The sequence below is a fragment of the Variovorax sp. BGA-UO-ETr-C22 genome, from assembly GCF_059567965.1.
In genome coordinates this window covers 2297719-2314292 of the sequence record NZ_JCAQPA010000011.1, presented here as the reverse complement: position 1 = coordinate 2314292, position 16574 = coordinate 2297719, and the positions used below count along the sequence as shown (strand labels likewise).

At 67.9% G+C, this 16574-nt stretch carries 8 protein-coding genes; all 8 read left to right on the top strand.

The window, feature by feature from the left end; all coding sequences use genetic code 11:
• Positions 1-15 precede the first annotated feature (15 nt).
• The 8 genes from AC57B8_RS30910 (at position 16) to AC57B8_RS30875 (ending at position 16573) form a co-directional block, all read left to right on the top strand.
• Positions 16-990: a Bug family tripartite tricarboxylate transporter substrate binding protein gene (locus AC57B8_RS30910; protein ID WP_496481676.1), complete on the top strand. Its 975-nt coding sequence runs from the start codon at positions 16-18 to the stop codon at positions 988-990.
• A 5-nt stretch (positions 991-995) separates the two neighbouring features.
• Positions 996-2033, top strand: a complete 1038-nt coding sequence (locus AC57B8_RS30905) for a branched-chain amino acid ABC transporter permease (protein ID WP_496481675.1) — start codon at positions 996-998, stop codon at positions 2031-2033.
• Positions 2017-2880, top strand: a complete 864-nt coding sequence (locus AC57B8_RS30900) for an intradiol ring-cleavage dioxygenase (protein WP_496481674.1) — start codon at positions 2017-2019, stop codon at positions 2878-2880. The genes AC57B8_RS30905 and AC57B8_RS30900 overlap by 17 nt, the downstream gene beginning before the upstream one ends.
• 73 nt (positions 2881-2953) lie before the next feature.
• Entirely contained in the window at positions 2954-3184 is a 231-nt protein-coding gene (locus tag AC57B8_RS30895) for a hypothetical protein (RefSeq protein WP_496481673.1), read from the top strand.
• Between the two features lie 98 nt (positions 3185-3282).
• Positions 3283-4137, top strand: a complete 855-nt coding sequence (locus AC57B8_RS30890; RefSeq protein ID WP_492738361.1) for a response regulator transcription factor — start codon at positions 3283-3285, stop codon at positions 4135-4137.
• A 907-nt stretch (positions 4138-5044) separates the two neighbouring features.
• Positions 5045-5635 (top strand): DUF11 domain-containing protein, encoded by a 591-nt coding sequence (locus AC57B8_RS30885; RefSeq protein ID WP_159275150.1) that lies wholly within the window; start codon positions 5045-5047, stop codon positions 5633-5635.
• A gap of 180 nt (positions 5636-5815) precedes the next feature.
• Positions 5816-8782 carry a beta strand repeat-containing protein gene (locus AC57B8_RS30880; RefSeq protein ID WP_496481672.1) on the top strand — a complete coding sequence of 989 codons (2967 nt, stop codon included), beginning with the start codon at positions 5816-5818 and terminating at the stop codon, positions 8780-8782.
• A 177-nt stretch (positions 8783-8959) separates the two neighbouring features.
• Entirely contained in the window at positions 8960-16573 is a 7614-nt protein-coding gene (locus AC57B8_RS30875; RefSeq protein WP_496481671.1) for an OmpA family protein, read from the top strand.
• Position 16574: the final 1 nt, after the last annotated feature.

Below are 16574 nucleotides of genomic sequence, written 5' to 3'. Positions count from 1 at the left end.
AAAAGGAGACATCCCATGAACGCTTTCCGCCGACCTCTCGCGGCCTGCCTGACAGCAGCCGCCGTGCTCGCCACCCTCGCGCCCAGCCACGCCGCCGACACCTGGCCCAGCAAGCCCGTGCGGCTGGTGGTGGCCTTCCCGGCCGGTGCGCCGGGCGACATCGTGTCGCGGCTGATGCAACCGGCCCTGCAGAAGGCGCTGGGCCAGCCCGTGGTGGTCGACAACAAGCCGGGGGCGGGCGGCAACATCGGCATGCAGGAGGTGGCGCGCGCCACCGACGGCCACACGGTGCTGGTCGGCCCCGACACCATGCTGACCATCAACCCGCACCTGTACCGCAAGCTCGCCATCCGCCCGATGGAAGACCTGGTGCCCGTGACCCAGCTGGCCGCGTTCAGCCAGGAGCTGGTGTGCTTTCCGGGCGCCGGCATCAAGACCTTGCCCGAGCTGCTGGCGGCGGCCCGGGCCAAGCCGATGAGCTACGCCTCGGGCGGCCCCGGCGTTCCCGGCCACATGGCCATGGAAATGCTGCTGGCCGACGCCGGCGTGCAGATGCAGCACGTGCCCTACCGCGGCCCGAGCCCGGCCATGCAGGACGTGATGGGCGGCATGGTGCCCTGCGGCTTCCTGGCCTCGCCGACGGTCGGCCCGATCATCCGCGACGGCAAGCTGGTGGCCATCGCCGTGTCGGGCAGCAAGCGCCTGGGCAGCCAGCCCACGGTGCCGACCGTGGCGCAGGTGGGCGTGAAGGGCTACGACGCCAGCTTCGCCGAGATGATGGCCATGCCGCGCGCCACGCCGCCGGCCGTGGTGGCGCGCCTGCAGGCCGAGGTGGCGAAGGCGCTGGCCGCGCCCGAGCTGCGCGAGCGGCTCGCCACCATGGACCTCGAGGTGGTGGCCAACACGCCCGAAGAAGCGGCGCGCCGCCTGCGCGCCGAGCACCAGCGCTGGGGCCAGGTGGCCGCGCGCGTGCAGCTGCAGCTGGACTGAGCGCGATGGCCTCCGTCGTCGTCACCATCGACACCGGCAGCAGCCGCCGCGCGGGCTGGACCGCCGCCGCGCTGGTGGCGGTGGCCGCCACGCTGCCCTTCTGGGGCGAGCCCAGCTGGATGCGCGAGTTCGTCGAGATCGCCTGCTACTTCATCTTCGCGATGATGTGGAACCTGCTGGCCGGCTACGGCGGCATGGTCAGCATCGGGCAGCAGGCCTTCTTCGGCTTCGGCGGCTACGTGATGCTGATGCTGGGCAACTTCGCGGGCGTGAATCCGTTCGTGGCGATTCCGCTGGGGGCACTGGCCGCGGCGCTGATCGCGGTGCCGGTGTCCTTCGTGGCGTTCCGGCTGTCGGGCGGCTACTTCGCCATCGGCACCTGGGTGATCGCCGAGGTGTTCCGGCTCAGCTTCGCCAACGTGTCGGCGGTGGGCGGGGGCTCGGGCACCACGCTCACGGCGCTGCGCGGCATCGAGCGTGCCACGCGCGAGAGCGTCACCTACTGGATGGCGCTGGGCTGCGTGGTGGCGGCGGTGTCGCTGGTCTACCTGTTTTTGCGCAGCCGCTTCGGGCTGGCGCTGCTGGCGATCCGCGACAACGAGATGGCCGCCGAATCGCAGGGCATCCCGGTGGCGCGCATGAAGCTCGCGGTGTACGTGGTGGCGGCCTTCGGCGCCGGGCTGGCGGGCGCGCTGTACTTCGTGGGCAACCTGCGCATCAGCCCCGACGCGGCCTTCGCGCCGAACTGGACCGCCTTCGCGATCTTCATGGTCGTGATCGGCGGCATCGGCCGCATCGAGGGGCCGCTGGTGGGCGCGCTGGTGTTCTGGGCGCTGAACAAGTTCCTGAGCGACTACGGCACCTGGTACCTGCTCGGCCTCGGGCTGCTGGCCATCGTGGCCACGATCTTCTTCAAGCAGGGGCTGTGGGGCTGGGCGCAGCAGCGCTGGGCCTGGTCCCTGTTCCCGACGCAGCGGCGCCTGGCGGCGCCGCACGCGCCTTCTTCCCCCCTGGAGCCCGACGCCCATGCGCAACATCGATGAACACACCATCACCGCCGCCGTGCTCGAGCGCATGGCCGGCTGCGAGGACGCGCGCCTGAAGGACGTGCTGTCGGCGCTGGTGCGCCACCTGCACGACTTCGCGCGCGAGGTGCGGCTTACCGAGGCCGAGTGGGCCGCGGGCATCGACTTCCTCACCGCCACGGGCCAGAAGTGCGACGCGCAGCGCCAGGAGTTCATCCTGCTGTCGGACACCCTGGGCCTGTCGATGCTCACGGTGGCGATGAACCACGCCAAGAGCCCGCAGGCCACCGAGGCCACCGTGTTCGGCCCCTTCCACGTGGCCGGCGCGCCGCAGTTGCCGCTGGGCAGCGACATCGCGGCCGGCGCGGTGGGCGAGCCGCTGTTCGTGCAGGCCACCGTGCGCGGGCGCGACGGCGAGCCCGTGGCCGGTGCGGTGGTCGACGTGTGGGAGGTCGACGCCGAAGGCTTCTACGACGTGCAGCGGCCCGGCGATCACTTGCAGGGGCGGGCGATCTTCCGCACCAACGGCGAGGGCCGGCTGTGGTTTCGCGGCGTGGCGCCAGTGGCCTATCCGATTCCCACCGACGGGCCGGTGGGCGCGATGCTGCGCGCGACCCGGCGCCATCCGTGGCGGCCCGCGCACGTGCACTTCATGGTGCAGGCGCCGGGCTACGAGACGCTGATCACGCACGTCTTCCGCGAGGGCGATCCGTACCTCGACAGCGACGCGGTGTTCGGCGTGCGCAGCTCGCTCATCGGCGATTTCGCGGCGCATGCCCCGGGCCGCGCGCCCGACGGCAGCGTGCAGGCCGGGCCGTTCCACACGCTGGACTTCGCGTTCGTGCTCGAGCCGGCCGCGGGATGAGGAGGGGGCCCGCGAACCGTTTCGGCGGTTCGCCGCCTCTCTTGCAGGTGTCCCTCTTCAAGGAGCCCTGCATATGTGTCCCGTTTCCATCACCTGGCATCTGCTTCGCGGCGCGAGCGCCCTGGCGCTCATCGCGCTGGCGGTGCTGTTGTCGTCCGCCCATCCCTGGATCGCGCCGCCGGCCCTCGTCGGCGCCTTGCTGCTGCTGCGCGGCTGCCCGATGTGCTGGCTCGTCGGGCTGCTCGAAAGGCTGTCCGCGCGCAAGGCGGCCCCTGCGTCCGAGGCCACTTCCCAGAGGGGTTGATGAGCGATCGGCCTTCGCGGAATGGAAGGCTGATCCGGGATTCCATCCGCCCGTGTCGAGGGGGTGACGCCCCATTAGTGTGAGTTTGTTTGCACACGATGACAAAAGAACAGGGCTACCTGTTTCCGTTGGTCAATATCGGCACTTTTCCCTATCGACTGTACATAAACGTTAATACATTCCACTCCATTGTGAGAGGCATGCGGGGAGCGATGAAAAGGGAAGCGATGGTGGACAGGGTGGAACAGAAAAACGGTCGTGTGGTGGTGCTGACGGACTCCGGCGAAGAGATCGACTGGCTGCGAGGCCGGTTGAAGGACGCCGGCTTCAGTCCCTTGTGTGTGGTCAACGAGGAAGACCTGCTGGAGGCCGCCTCGATGCCTGGCGTCGGGCTCTTCCTGCTGATGGGCGAGACGATGGAGGGCGCGCTGCCGGAAATCCTGTTCGGCATCGGCGCCAGCCGTGCGGCCACCGCGCCGGTGGTCGTGCTGACCCGGTCGCGCGGCGTGCTGGAAACGCCCCGCGTGTCGGTGTTCGACGTCGACGATTTCCTGGTGAGCCCCTGGAACGCGGAAGAGGTCGTGGCGCGCGTGTCGACGCTGTGCGGCAGGAAATCGCTGCGCCGGAACGCGAAGCCGCACGGCCTGTACGGTTTCCAGCTCGTGCGCAGCCGCCTCGCGGTCGAGTACGCGAGCCGCGAAGCCATCATGACGCCGAGCGAATTCGAGATCGCCCGGGTGCTGGTGCGCCACCTCGACACGCCCGTGTCGCGGCAGCAACTGCCCCAGGGGCCCCGATGCAACGGGGAGCTGGGCGCCAGCCGGTCGCTCGATGCGCTGGTGTCGCGCGTGCGCAAGAAGCTGGCATCGATCGTGGCGGGCGAATTCCGCGTGCGCTCGCTCTACGGCGTGGGCTACACGCTGGAGCGCGCACACAACCGGCACGGCAAGTGAGTTTTCGCGGGCAGCGCCCGCGGCATCCGAAGGGGTGACGCAAGGTCACCTTGAAAAAAGACGTTCGCCCATTCGCCTCCGAATTGAGGCCGGGCGTCGGCAGACCAACGAATGAATTCCGGCGAAGTGAGCCGGCTGGGATTGGCTTGAATTGAATTCAAGCCAATGGCGCAGCCGTGCCTGTTTGAATGGAATTGGATTTTGAAAAATCCATCAACCCGTATTTCACGCAGCCCGTGATTGAAACCATTGGGGGACAGGGCGCGCATGCAGGAACTTAAATTCACGGCGCCTGATTACACAGTCTGTGAATTTGTAAATTTAGTTTCGAAGTGGCCCCGAGGGCCAGTCCGAAGCCGCTCGAAGGGCCTCGTTTCTCCCTTGAAACACTGGATGGTCGTGAGGCGGCGGGTTGATGTGGAAGTGAAATTATTCAAACACATCAACAACTTGGAGGCGATCCGCTTGTGAAATTGATCACACTCCAATTGCAGGTTTATTCACAATCTAAGCAGACGTCCAGATTACATCTGTATTCACAGTTGTTAACTTTGGAGGGCCTCTCGTGACATTTTCACGGAACCCTCGGCCATTGCAAGTGGCGGATCGCGGACGTTCGATTGTTTTTGTAAACATTCAGAAAATAATATGAACGTGGTAAATGGCTCATGGAAGCGGCTCGAAAAGGGCGTGCTTGCGTGAGGCCGAGAGTGGGCATCGGAGGCGGTCGCCGCCGATGCCGGTGTGTCAGTGGTGTGCTGCAAGTGGCTGGGAAATGGCTTCGACGCCAATTCGCGAGGCCACAGGTCAAGTCGGTTTGATCTTCGTGTTGCCTCGGTCTGGCTTTGAAGTTGTTTTTTAGGAGTTGTCTATGTCTATCGGAAGTTCGTCTCAAGTGAATTCATTCATGTCGCCGGTGGTCCGGCTGACCGTTCGCCTCGGCCTGGGGCTCGGCGTGGCCATGACCCTGGGGCTGGGCGGCCTGGCCGCCGCGCAGGGCACGAAAGCCGCGCCCGCGCCCACCGAGGCTGCGCAGAAGAAGACCGTCGCGGTCGTGCTGACGCAGGCCAAGGTGGTCAAGGACGCGCAGGGCAAGGAGCAGCTGCTGGCGGCCGATTCGGTCAAGCCGGGCGACGTGCTCGAGTACACGGCCACCTACACCAACCACACGGGCAAGGCCGTCACCGGCCTGGTGGCCAACCTGCCGATCCCCGAAGGCCTGGAATACCTGCCCAAGACCGCCAAGCCCGGCGCGACGCTGGTCAAGGCCGCGACCAAGGACGGCGCCTTTGCCGCCGAGCCGCTGGCGCGCGTCGTCAACGGCAAGTCGGAGCCGGTTCCGTACAACGAGTACCGCTCGCTGCGCTGGACGCTGGGCCAGCTGCCCGCCAACGGCTCGGCCGCGGTGACCGCGCGCGCCAAGGTCGAAGTGGTGGTGCCGCCCGCGCCGGTGGCCGCTGCCGCCGACGCGCAGAAGGTTGCGCGCAGCACGCCCTGAGCTTCCCGCGCTGACGACGACCGTCGGCGGCCCTGAGCCGCGCTGACGGCCGGTTCTCTCTTTTCTTCAAAACCCCGCTGGTTTTTCCATTGCCGGTTTCCGTTCGCGGAAATCCCCGGCCGGGGTGAGTTCGTCCTTTTTTTGACCTTTTTTGACCCCAACCCCCGAGGAGAAACCCAAGTGATCCCTACCTTGTCTGCCCGTCGCACCGGCCCCGCGCCGCGCGCGCTCTGGGCGGGCGCAGCAGCCCTGACGCTGAGCTTCCTTTTTGGAAGTTCCGGCGCACTCGCTGCGGCTCCACCCGCCAACACCATCATCGGTAACCAGGCTTCGGCCACTTACCTGGACCCGAACGGCGCCAGCCAACTGGCCACCTCCAACCTCGTGCAGACGACGGTGCAGCAGGTCGGCTCGTTCAACCTGGACACCTACACCACCGTGACGACCAACGTGGTCAACACGAAGACCGGCGCTGCAGGCACGACCGTGTACGCACCGCACGTGCTGACCAACACCGGCAACGGCACCGACACGTTCACGCTGAGCGTGGCCGCACCGGCCAGCCCGAACGGCTTCACCAAGGTCGAAGTGTTCGCCGACGCGAACGCCGACGGCGTGCCCGACAGCACGGCCGCGCTGTGTACCGCGACCCTGGGGGCCGTTTGTAATGTTCCGGCCCAGACGGTCGCGGGCAACAACGGCACCTTCCCGTTCGTCGTTGCGTACTCGATCCCGAGCACGGCATCGTCGGGTACGTTCACCTCGCCGGTGGCTGCGACCATCACAGCCACGGCGGGTACGCCGGCGCTGTACGCGGCTGGCAACACGCAGGCAGCCGACGTGGACAACGTGAACCTCACGGACAAGGCGGCCTTCAATGCCACCAAGAGCCTGAGCGTTCCGGCGGTCAACTGGGTGAACAGCGGTGCCAAGCCGTGGCCCGCCGCTTCGGTGAACGGTCCGCGTTCTGTGGCTGGTTGCGTCGCTGACGTCGCAAGTGCAGGCGCGCCAGCAACGGGCTGCGTTTACACCACCTACACGCTGAAGTTCAACAATACCGGTGCCGCAGCGGGCAAGTTTGTGATGACTGATACGCTGCCCAGCGGTTTCACCTACGTCCCGGGCTCGGCAGTCTGGAGCAATATTCCGGGCACCGCGTTGACCGACGCGTCGGGAGACGACCAATCAGGTATCGACTTCTCCGCAACCGGCAACTCGCTGGCCTTCGTGGTGGCTTCGCTGCCGCAGAACGTCACGCAGACGGTGAGCTTCGTTGTGATGGTCAATAACACGGCGGCCATCGGCACGTCGACCACGACCAACACGGCCAAGTACAACCCGGTTACTGCGCCGGACGACACCAGTTCGACGAATACGAACAACCCGAGTTCGCCGACCAACCCCGCGAGCTACAACGTCGTGGGCACCTTCGGCATCATCCTCGGCTCGGCCGACGTCAGTGCCAGCCCCGTGGACTCGAAGGACACCGGCGCAGGCAACCCCAACACGACCGTGGCCGACACCACGACCGTCGCCACTGCTGGGGCCGGCACCACGGTGAAGTTCACGCAGACCGTGTTCAACATCGGCAATGCGGCTGACATCGTGAACCTTGCCGTGCCTGCGATTGGCACGCCGAGCAACACGTTCCCGGCGGGCACGACCTTCAAGTTCTTCGCCGCCGACGGCCTGACGCCGTTGATCGACAACAACGGCGACGGCATTCCCGACACCGGTCCTGTGCCGGCCAACGGCAGCGTGAAGTTCGTGCTGGCGGCCACACTGCCGGCCTCGGCAGCACCGGGCGCGGGCGGCAGTACGATCGTCATCGGTACCTCGGCGGGCGACAGCACCAAGACGGAATCGACGCGCGATACGCTGTCGGCAGTAACGGGTGTACTGGTCGACCTGACCAACACCACCGGCGGTAGCAACGATTCGCTCAAGGGTGACATCGGCACGGGCCCGAGCGTGGACCCGACGACCACCAACACGACGCCAGCAGGCACGGGCACGATCTTCACGTTGTTCATCAAGAACAACGACTCGGTGGCCAACGTCTACAGCCTGGCTGCGAGCCAGACCAACAGCTTCCCGGGCAGCCTGCCTGCGGGCTGGACGGTCAAGTTCGTGGATGCGGGTGCTACCTGCGCCGGCGCAGCGAGGACCACGATCAGCGTGCCCAACGGCGCTCCCCTCCCGACGCAGGTCGATGCCTGCGTGACGCCGCCTGCCACGCAAACGCCGGTCACGGGACAGCGGATCTACTTCCAGGTGCGTTCCACCATCACGACCTCCACGGGCGTGGTGGCGATGGACACGAAGCTGGATGCGGTGAACGTGATCACGGCCAACACCTACGGCGCGACGCTCACGCCGAACAACAGCGGCCAGGTCGCTCCCGGCGGTTCGGTTGTGTATGCCCACACGGTGACCATCACCGGCGCGCAAAGCTGCGGCACCAAGTACAGGGTCACCGCTTCGTTGCCTTCCGCGGATCAGACGGCAGGCTGGACTACGGCGCTGTATGTGGACAACAACGGCAATGGTCAGATCGACGCAGGCGACACGCTGGTGTCGGATCCGAATGGTGAAGTCATTCCGGCGGTTCCTCCTACCGGCGCAGCCCTGGACAGTGGCAAGACCCAGAAGCTGCTCGTCAAGGTCTTTGCACCGGGCGGTGCAACGGCAGGCGCCATCGACACCGCCAAGGTGACGGTGACCTTCCCTGACGTCCCGGCTTGCGGTAGCCCCTCGGCCACCGACATCACCACGGTCATCACGGGCCAGATGCGCCTCGTGAAGACGCAGGCACTGGACGTGAACTGCGATGGCGCCGAGGTCCCGTCCTCGTCGGCTCCGCTGGTCGCCAAGCCCGGTGAGTGCATCGTGTACCGCGTCGTTGCGACCAACGAAGGCGTGGCACCGGTCACCAACATGTCGATCAACGACGCGGTGCCGGCCTACACCTCCTTCACCGGTGCGACGCAGCCTCCGGCCCCCACCCAGTGCACGTCCACCGGCGTGTCTGGTACGGCCCTGGCCTACAGCAGCACCGCCACCGCCGTGGCTTGCGGCAGCGCAAGCAACACCGTGGCACCTGGCGGCAGCGCCACGCTGCTGTTCTCCGTGAAGGTCAACAACTGAGCTTCGCCTGAGTGAAGCGGAGCCGACGGGCACAAGCCCGTCGGCTCCCTCGCACAGGGCACACAAGCCTGTGCGTTTTCCTTTGCGCCTTCTCTCGTTTCTGAGGCGAGGGCGCAAACGAAAAAGTTCTTTCGTTTCTTCTGATCCCCACGCGGTGATCGATCAAGGGTTCGCGGCATGCTGTTCACTTTCAATCCCAGGAGCACACACCGGCCATCGTGGCGCGGATGGGCTGCCGCGCTCGCCGCTGGCGCGGCGCTGCTGCTGGGTGGTGCCGTGCAGGAAGCGAACGCCGCACCGGCCCCCGCCGGCATCGTGATCCGCAGCATCGCCACGGGCACGTACGTGCCCAACGGCCTGGCGCAGACCGAGACCATCTCGTCCAACGAAGTGATCGCCACGGTGCTGCCGGTGGAAGCGCTGGTGCTCACGCAAGACCAGTCGCGGTCGCGCCCACCCGCGAGCATCGTCACGCTGAGCCACCTGCTCACCAACACCGGCAACGTCGCCTCCACCTACACGCTGGCGCTGGCCAACAACGCGGGTGGCTGCGCGGCCGACACGCTCGATCTGTCGGCGCTTCGCGTGGTGCGCGATACCAATAACAACGGCGTGGTCGATGCGGCCGATCCGGTGGTGCAACTCAATGCCGCGGGCGCCATCGCGCTCAAGCCCGGCGAGACCGCTGCACTGCTGGTGCAGGGCACGATCCCCACCGCTGCGACCGGCGTGGCCTGCGTCGGCCTCACGGCCACCACCGCGCTGCAAGGCCTCACCGCGATCAACCGCGACACCGTCACCGTCGGCAACGCCGCCGCGCTGCAGCTGGTCAAGTCGGCCAGCTACCCCGGCAACGTCATCCCCGGCCAGACGCGCATCGACTTCTCGGTCTCGGGCACCAACATCGGCGCGCAGGACGCGCAGCCGTCCAACGTCATCGCGCCCACCAACACGCCACTGCTCGTGAACGGCGCGCCCAGCGCATTGGTCCTCGTGCGCGACCCCGTGCCCGCCGGCACCCAGTACGTGCCCGGCACGCTGCGCACCACCGCCGCCAACGCCGTCAAGCTGTACCGCCTGGCCAACGATCCGGCGTTCAGCTACCGCACCGCCGAAGACGCCTCGGCCGTCGAAGTGGCCATCGGCATCTCCACGCCCGTGGCGCGCAACGTGTCCATCGCGATGCAGTTCGCCGTCAAGGTCAACGCCGACCAGGTGGGCGAGATCCGCAACACCGCGCACAGCCAGTACAACGACGGCACCGGCCCGGCCACCGTGCCTTCGAACACCATCGTCATCAGCTCCAGCCAGGCGCGCATCGGCGTGGCCAAGGCGGCCTCCACCCCGCGCGTGAACCGCAGCGCCGACGGCAAGACCGACGGCACCGCCACCGTGCGCTTCAGCGTCAACGTGCGCAACTACGGCACGTCATGGCTGTACGGCGTGCAGGCCACCGACGTGATGGAAGGCGCGGGCACCACGCAGTTCGGCACCTACACGGCAGCCGTCGTGCCCGGCGCCAACCAGTACACCATCGTGCCCGGCTCGATCGTGATCGCGCCCGCACCCAGCGGCGGCACCGTCGCCGCGCCGAACCCCGCCTTCAAGGGCACCGCCGCCGCCTCGAACCTGCTGGCCGACGGCGCCGTGCTGCCCGTGGGCGGGCAGTTCACCGTGCAGTTCGATGCACGTATCAACTTCACCGGCCGCACCGGCACCTTGCTGAACACCGTCAAGGCTTCGGGTGCCCTCAATGCCGGCGGCCCCGCGGTGGCCCTGGACGACTCCGTCAACGGCGACAACCCCGACGCCGACGGCGACGGCAACCCCAACAACGACACCTCGCCCACGCCGGTGTCGACCCAGCTGCCCACGCTCACGCTGACCAAGCAGGCCTCCATCGCCCGGCGCGTGTCGCCCGGCGTCTACGAGCTGGACTACACCTTCAAGGTCACCAACACCGGCGCCGTCGCCGCGCCCAACGTGCGCGTGATCGACAACCTGAACTGCACCTTCGACATGGACAAGTCGAGCGGGCAGGTCGCCTCGTGGGAACTGCTGGGCCCGCCCAAGGCCGCCAACGGCAACCTCAACGCCGCCACCGGCTTCACCGGCCGCGCCACCTGCAACCGCACCACGCAGGACAGCGCCGACCCCTTCCAGCTGCCCACCGAAGTGGCGCTGAGCCTGACCGACGGCGCCCGCGCGCTGGCCCCGGGCCAGAGCGAACAGATCCGCCTGAGCGTGCGCATCACCGAGAAGGCATCGGCCATCGGTGGGCGCGTGTCGCTCACCAACAAGGCCTGGGCCGCCGCCTTCGAGCAGAACACCGTCAACGTCACGCCCACGATGCTGCTGGCGGCCACCGCCACCTCGGTGCAGGCGCTGCTGGTCGATCCGCAGGGCACGGTCTACAACGCATTGACCCGTCAACCTGTGGCCGGCGCGCTGGTCACCTACACGCGCCAGTCGTGCAGCAGCGGCACGGCCGGCCCGATCACCGCGGCCGAGATCTACGGCGCCGACTCGGGCACCTACACGCTCAACCCCAACGGCAGCGTCTCGATGACCACGGGCGCCGACGGCGCCTACCAGTTCTACCTGCAGACGCCGCCCGTGACGGGCCTGTGCACCTACGCACTCTCGGTCACGCCACCCGCAGGCAGCGGCTACGTCTACCCCTCGCAGCTGATCCCCGTCACCGGTGGCTCGTTCACCAGCTGCGGCGCCGTCGTGCCCAGCGCCGTGCCCCCGAAGGACGCCGACCCGACCAGCTACTACTTCCAGGTGCAGGCCGGCGCCAAGCCCGACGGCACGCCGTGCGACGCCGTGCACAACCACATCCCGCTCGACCCGGGCAACATCCTGGGCCTGGTGCTGCGCAAGGACGGCAGCAAGCGCCAGGTCGAGTTCGGCGACTTCATCGACTACGCGCTCACCGTCACCAACAAGACCGGCTTCCCCGTCACCGGCCTGACCTTCAACGACACGCTGCCCCCGGGCTTCGCCTACGTGGCCAACAGCGTGCGCCTGAACGGGCAAGTGGTGCCCAACCCCGCCGGCGGCGCCGGCCCGGGCCTGATCTTCAACTACCCCACGCTGGTCATTGCCCCCGACCAGTCGGCCATGGTGCGCTACCGCGTGCGCATCGGCGTGGGCGCGCCCACCAACGGCGACGCCATCAACCGCGCACGCGCCACCTCGGGCCCCATCCAGTCGAACCTGGCCAACTGGACCGTGCGCGTGACGGGCGGCGTGTTCTCCGACGACGCCTTCGCCTTCGGCAAGGTCTATCTGGATTGCAAGCGCAACACCGACCAAGGCAGCAAGCGCGACGGTCGCCAGGAAGGCGCCGACGAGATCGGCGTGCCCGGCGTGCGCCTGTACATGGAAGACGGCACCCACGTCGTCACCGACATCGAAGGCAAGTGGAGCCTGTACGGCCTCAAGCCCGTCACGCACGTGCTGCGCCTGGACCAGACCACGCTGCCGCTGGGCGCCAAGCTCGAAGTGCTCGACAACCGCAACTCGGGCACCCCCGAGAGCCGCTTCGTCGATCTGAAGAAGGGCGAGTTCCACAAGGCCAACTTCATCATCACGAACTGCGACGAGAAGAGCGTCATTGCCGACGTGGCCGCACGCCGCGCCGCCATCGCCGCGCGTCCCGACACCGAGGCCGAAGCGCAGGTGCGCCTGCGCCTGGACCCCGAAGGCAAGGTCGTGCCCGTGGGCGACGTGCGCGGCCTGCCGGCCACCGGCCAGGCGCTGGCCAGCGGCAGCACCGGCGCCGTGCAGCCCACCTCGGCGCCGCTGATCGCGCTGCCCGTGGCGCCGGCCAACGCCAGCAGCTTCGTCAGCGGCGGTGGCGGCAGCATGGGCGGCACGCTGGGCGTGCAGCCCGCGATCCCGACCGGCAGCCTGTTCTCGCCGCTGAACGGCGTGCCCACCTCGGGCCTGCCGTCGTCGGCCACCAGCGGCTCGGCCACCGGCGTCGGCGCGCAGGCCATGCGCCCCATCGGCACCGGCGGCGCGATGCTCGAACCGCGCACCAACCCGCTGCTGCCCCAGGCAGTTCCGAGTCCCATCGAACTCGAGACCCTGCTGCCCCAGCTGGAGAACAACACCCTGGGCTTCATCGGCCTGAAGGACCGCGACACCGTCGCCGGCCAGTCGATCAACGTGCGCGTCAAGGGCACGGCCGGCACCTCGTTGCGCCTGAGCGTGAACGGCACTGCCCTGGAAGAACGTCGCGTGGGAAAGAAGACCCAGCTGGCCTCCAAGAACATCGCCGCCTGGGAGTACATCGGCGTGGCCCTGCGCCCCGGCACCAACACCCTCAAGCTCGAAGCCGTCGACGGCTTCGGCAACGTGCGCGGCAGTGCCGACGAGATCACCGTCGTCGCCCCCGACAAGCTCGGCGCCATCGAGGTCGACCTGCCCGAGGTGGCGCGCGCCGACCTGCGCACGCCCGTCGTCGTCAAGGTGCGCCTGATCGACGCGGCCGGCGTGCCCGTGACCGCCCGCACGCAACTCACGCTGGAGACCGACCGCGGCCGCTGGCTGGCCGAAGACCTGAACCCCACCGAGCCGGGCACGCAGGTCTTCATGGACGGCGGCGCGGCCGAGTTCCAGCTGATGCCCCCGGGCGAGCCGGGCGATGCGCGCCTGCGCGTGAGCGCCGGCACCTTCGTCAAGGAAGTGCGCCTGGCGCTGCTGCCCGAGATGCGCCCCATGATCGGCGTGGGCATCGTCGAAGGCGTGCTCGACTTCACCAAGCGCGGCAAGCTGCCCATCGGCGCCATGCCTGCAGGCGCCGCCTTCGAAGCAGAGTTGACCGGCCTGAAGGACGAAGGCACCAACAGCCGCGCCGCCGGTCGCGCCGCCTTCTTCTTCAAGGGCACCGTCAAGGGCGAGTACCTGCTCACGGCCGCCTACGACTCCGACAAGACCCGCAAGGACCGCCTGTTCCGCGACATCCGCCCCGACGAGTTCTATCCGATCTACGGCGACTCCGCGGTCAAGGGCTTCGACGCCCAGAGCACCCAGAAGCTCTACGTGCGCATCGACAAGAACCGCTCCTACCTGCTGTACGGCGACTTCACCACCGCCAGCAGCACCGAGGTGCGCAACTTGAGCCAGAGCAACCGTTCGCTCACGGGCCTGAAGCACGTGTACGAGGACGAGAACGTGCGCGCCACCAGCTATGTCTCGCGCACCGCGCAGACGCAGCAGGTGGAAGAGTTCCGCGTGCTGGGCACCTCGGGCCCGTATTACCTGAGCGCCAGCAACGGCGAGTTCGTGGACAACAGCGAGCAGATCGAGATCGTGGTGCGCGACCGCAACCAGCCCAACATCGTGCTGCAGCGCACGGCCGTGGCGCGCTTCGTGGACTACACGGTGGAGCCGCTCACGCGCCGCATCCTGTTCACGCACGCCATCGCCTCCATCGACGCGAACCTGAACCCGCAGTCGATTCGCGTCACCTACGAAGTGGACTCGGGCGGCCCCAAGTTCACCGTGGCCGGCACCGACGTGCAAGTGAAGGTCGGCGAGAACCTGCAGCTGGGCGTGGTGGCCTCCACCGACCAGAACCCGCAGAACAAGCGCAACCTGCAGGCGCTCACGGGCGTGGCGCGCATCGGCCAGAACACCAGCGTGGCGGGCGAGCTGGTCAAGACCGACTCCGACGACAAGGGCAACGGCCACGGCGCGCGCGTGGAAGCGCGCTACCAGGACGAGAAGCTGGCCGTGGTGGCCCTGGCGGCCAAGACCAGCAAGGGCTTCGACAACCCCGGCGCGAGCTTCTCGGCCGGCCACACCGAAGCCTCGGCGCGCGCCGAGTACCGCGTCGACCCGACCCTGGCCGTGCGCGGCGAGGTGCTCTACAGCAAGGACGCAGCCCAGGTCGACGAGCGCAAGGGCGCCACGGTGAGCGTGCAGAAGAAGCTCAGCGACAAGACCGTCGCCGAGGTGGGCCTGCGCCACGGCCAGAGCAACAACGCGCTGGGCTCCAGCTCGGGCTTCGACTACGGCCAGATCTCCACCTACAACGGCCAGATGGGCAGCAGCATCGGCGCCAACAGCGTGACCACGCTGGGCGCGGCCGCCGCCGCAGCCGGCGTGGACACGCAGAGCCAGACGACCGTGCGCGGGCGCCTGTCGACCGAGGTGCCCGGCGTGGCCGGCGCGCAGGTGTTCGTGGAAGGCGAGCAGGACCTGAAAGACGGCAAGCGCCACGTGCTGGCCGTGGGCGGCAACTACGCCATCACCGACAAGACGCGCGTGTACGGCCGCTACGAGCTGATCTCCACGCTCAACGGCCCCTACGAGCTGGACAGCACGCAGCGCAACAACACCGGCATCGTCGGCATCGAGAGCAACTACATGGAAGGTGGTCGCGTGTACAACGAGTACCGCATCGCCGACGGCGCCGAAGGGCGCGGCGTGCAGGCGGCCATCGGGGTGCGCAACACCTTCAAGGTCAACGAGCAGATCCGCGTGACCGGGGGCATCGAGCACACGCGCGACATGAGCGGCTACAGCAACAGCAAGAACACCGGCACGGGTTATGCCGGTGGGCTGGGCGAATCGACCGCGATCACCAGCGGCATCGAATACATCACCGACCGGATCAAGGCCAGCGGCGTGTATGAAGCGCGCCGCGGCGACGACGCGAACACGCGCCTGTTCAGCGCCGGCTTCGGCTTCAAGCTCGATCCGTCCTGGAGCCTGCTGGCGCGCAGCATCGTGAGCGACAGCGAAGGCCAGGGCGCCAACGCGGGCAACGAGCGCCACCTGCAGCGCCACCAGATCGGCATCGCGTACCGCCCCGTGGACGACGACACCTGGAACGCGCTGGCACGCTACGAGCGCCGCTCCGAGCGCGTGGTGGGCGCGGGCAATGCGGCCGGCGCGCTGCAGGGCAGCAGCGTCTTCGGCGCCGAAAACGGTGCCAGCCTGCCGGGCAAGACGAGTGCAGACATCGTCTCGGCGCACGTCAACTACAACCCCGAGCCGGGCAAGGCGGTGATGGCGCGCTATGCCTTCAAGCTCAGCCGCGCCGACGACGGCACGCTGGCCAGCAAGTACTGGGCGCACCTGGTGCAGGCGCGCTACACGCAGGACATCAACCAGGACTGGGACTTCGGTGTGCAGGCCGGCCTGCTGTACGGCAAGGGCGGCGCGCTGCAGAAGACCTTCGGCGTCGAGGTGGGCTACCAGGTGCAGAAGAACATGTGGGTGTCGGCGGGCTACAACTTCGTGGGCCTGAACGACCGCGACCTGACGGCCAACGAGTACACGAGCAAGGGCGCCTACGTGCGGCTGCGCTTCAAGTTCGATGAGACCCATCTGGGCTTCGCTTCGACGGGGGAGACGAACACGGCCAAGGCACAGAAGGCCGAGAAGGTGGCTGTGGATGCGCCGGAAGTGGCCCCGCTGCCGATGCGCACGGTGTTGCAGGCCGAGGCGCTGTTCGAGCCCGCCAAGTCCTTCATCAAGCCGCAGGCACACGACACGCTGAACACGCTGGCCGCGCAGATCAAGGCGACCGAGGCGCAGGTGGTGATCCACATCAGCCACTCGGACGCGCAGCAGGGCAGCGCCGACGAGCGCATGCAGCTGGTCGCGCAGCGGACCAATGCCGTGCGCAGCTACCTGATCGGGCGCGGCGTCGACGTGCTGCGCCTGCGCACCGATACCAAAGAAGACACGCAGCCTGTCGCAGGCGATGACAGCAGCGCCAAGAGCCGCTGGGTCGTGATCGCCGCGGCCGCGCAAGAAACCCGCTGAA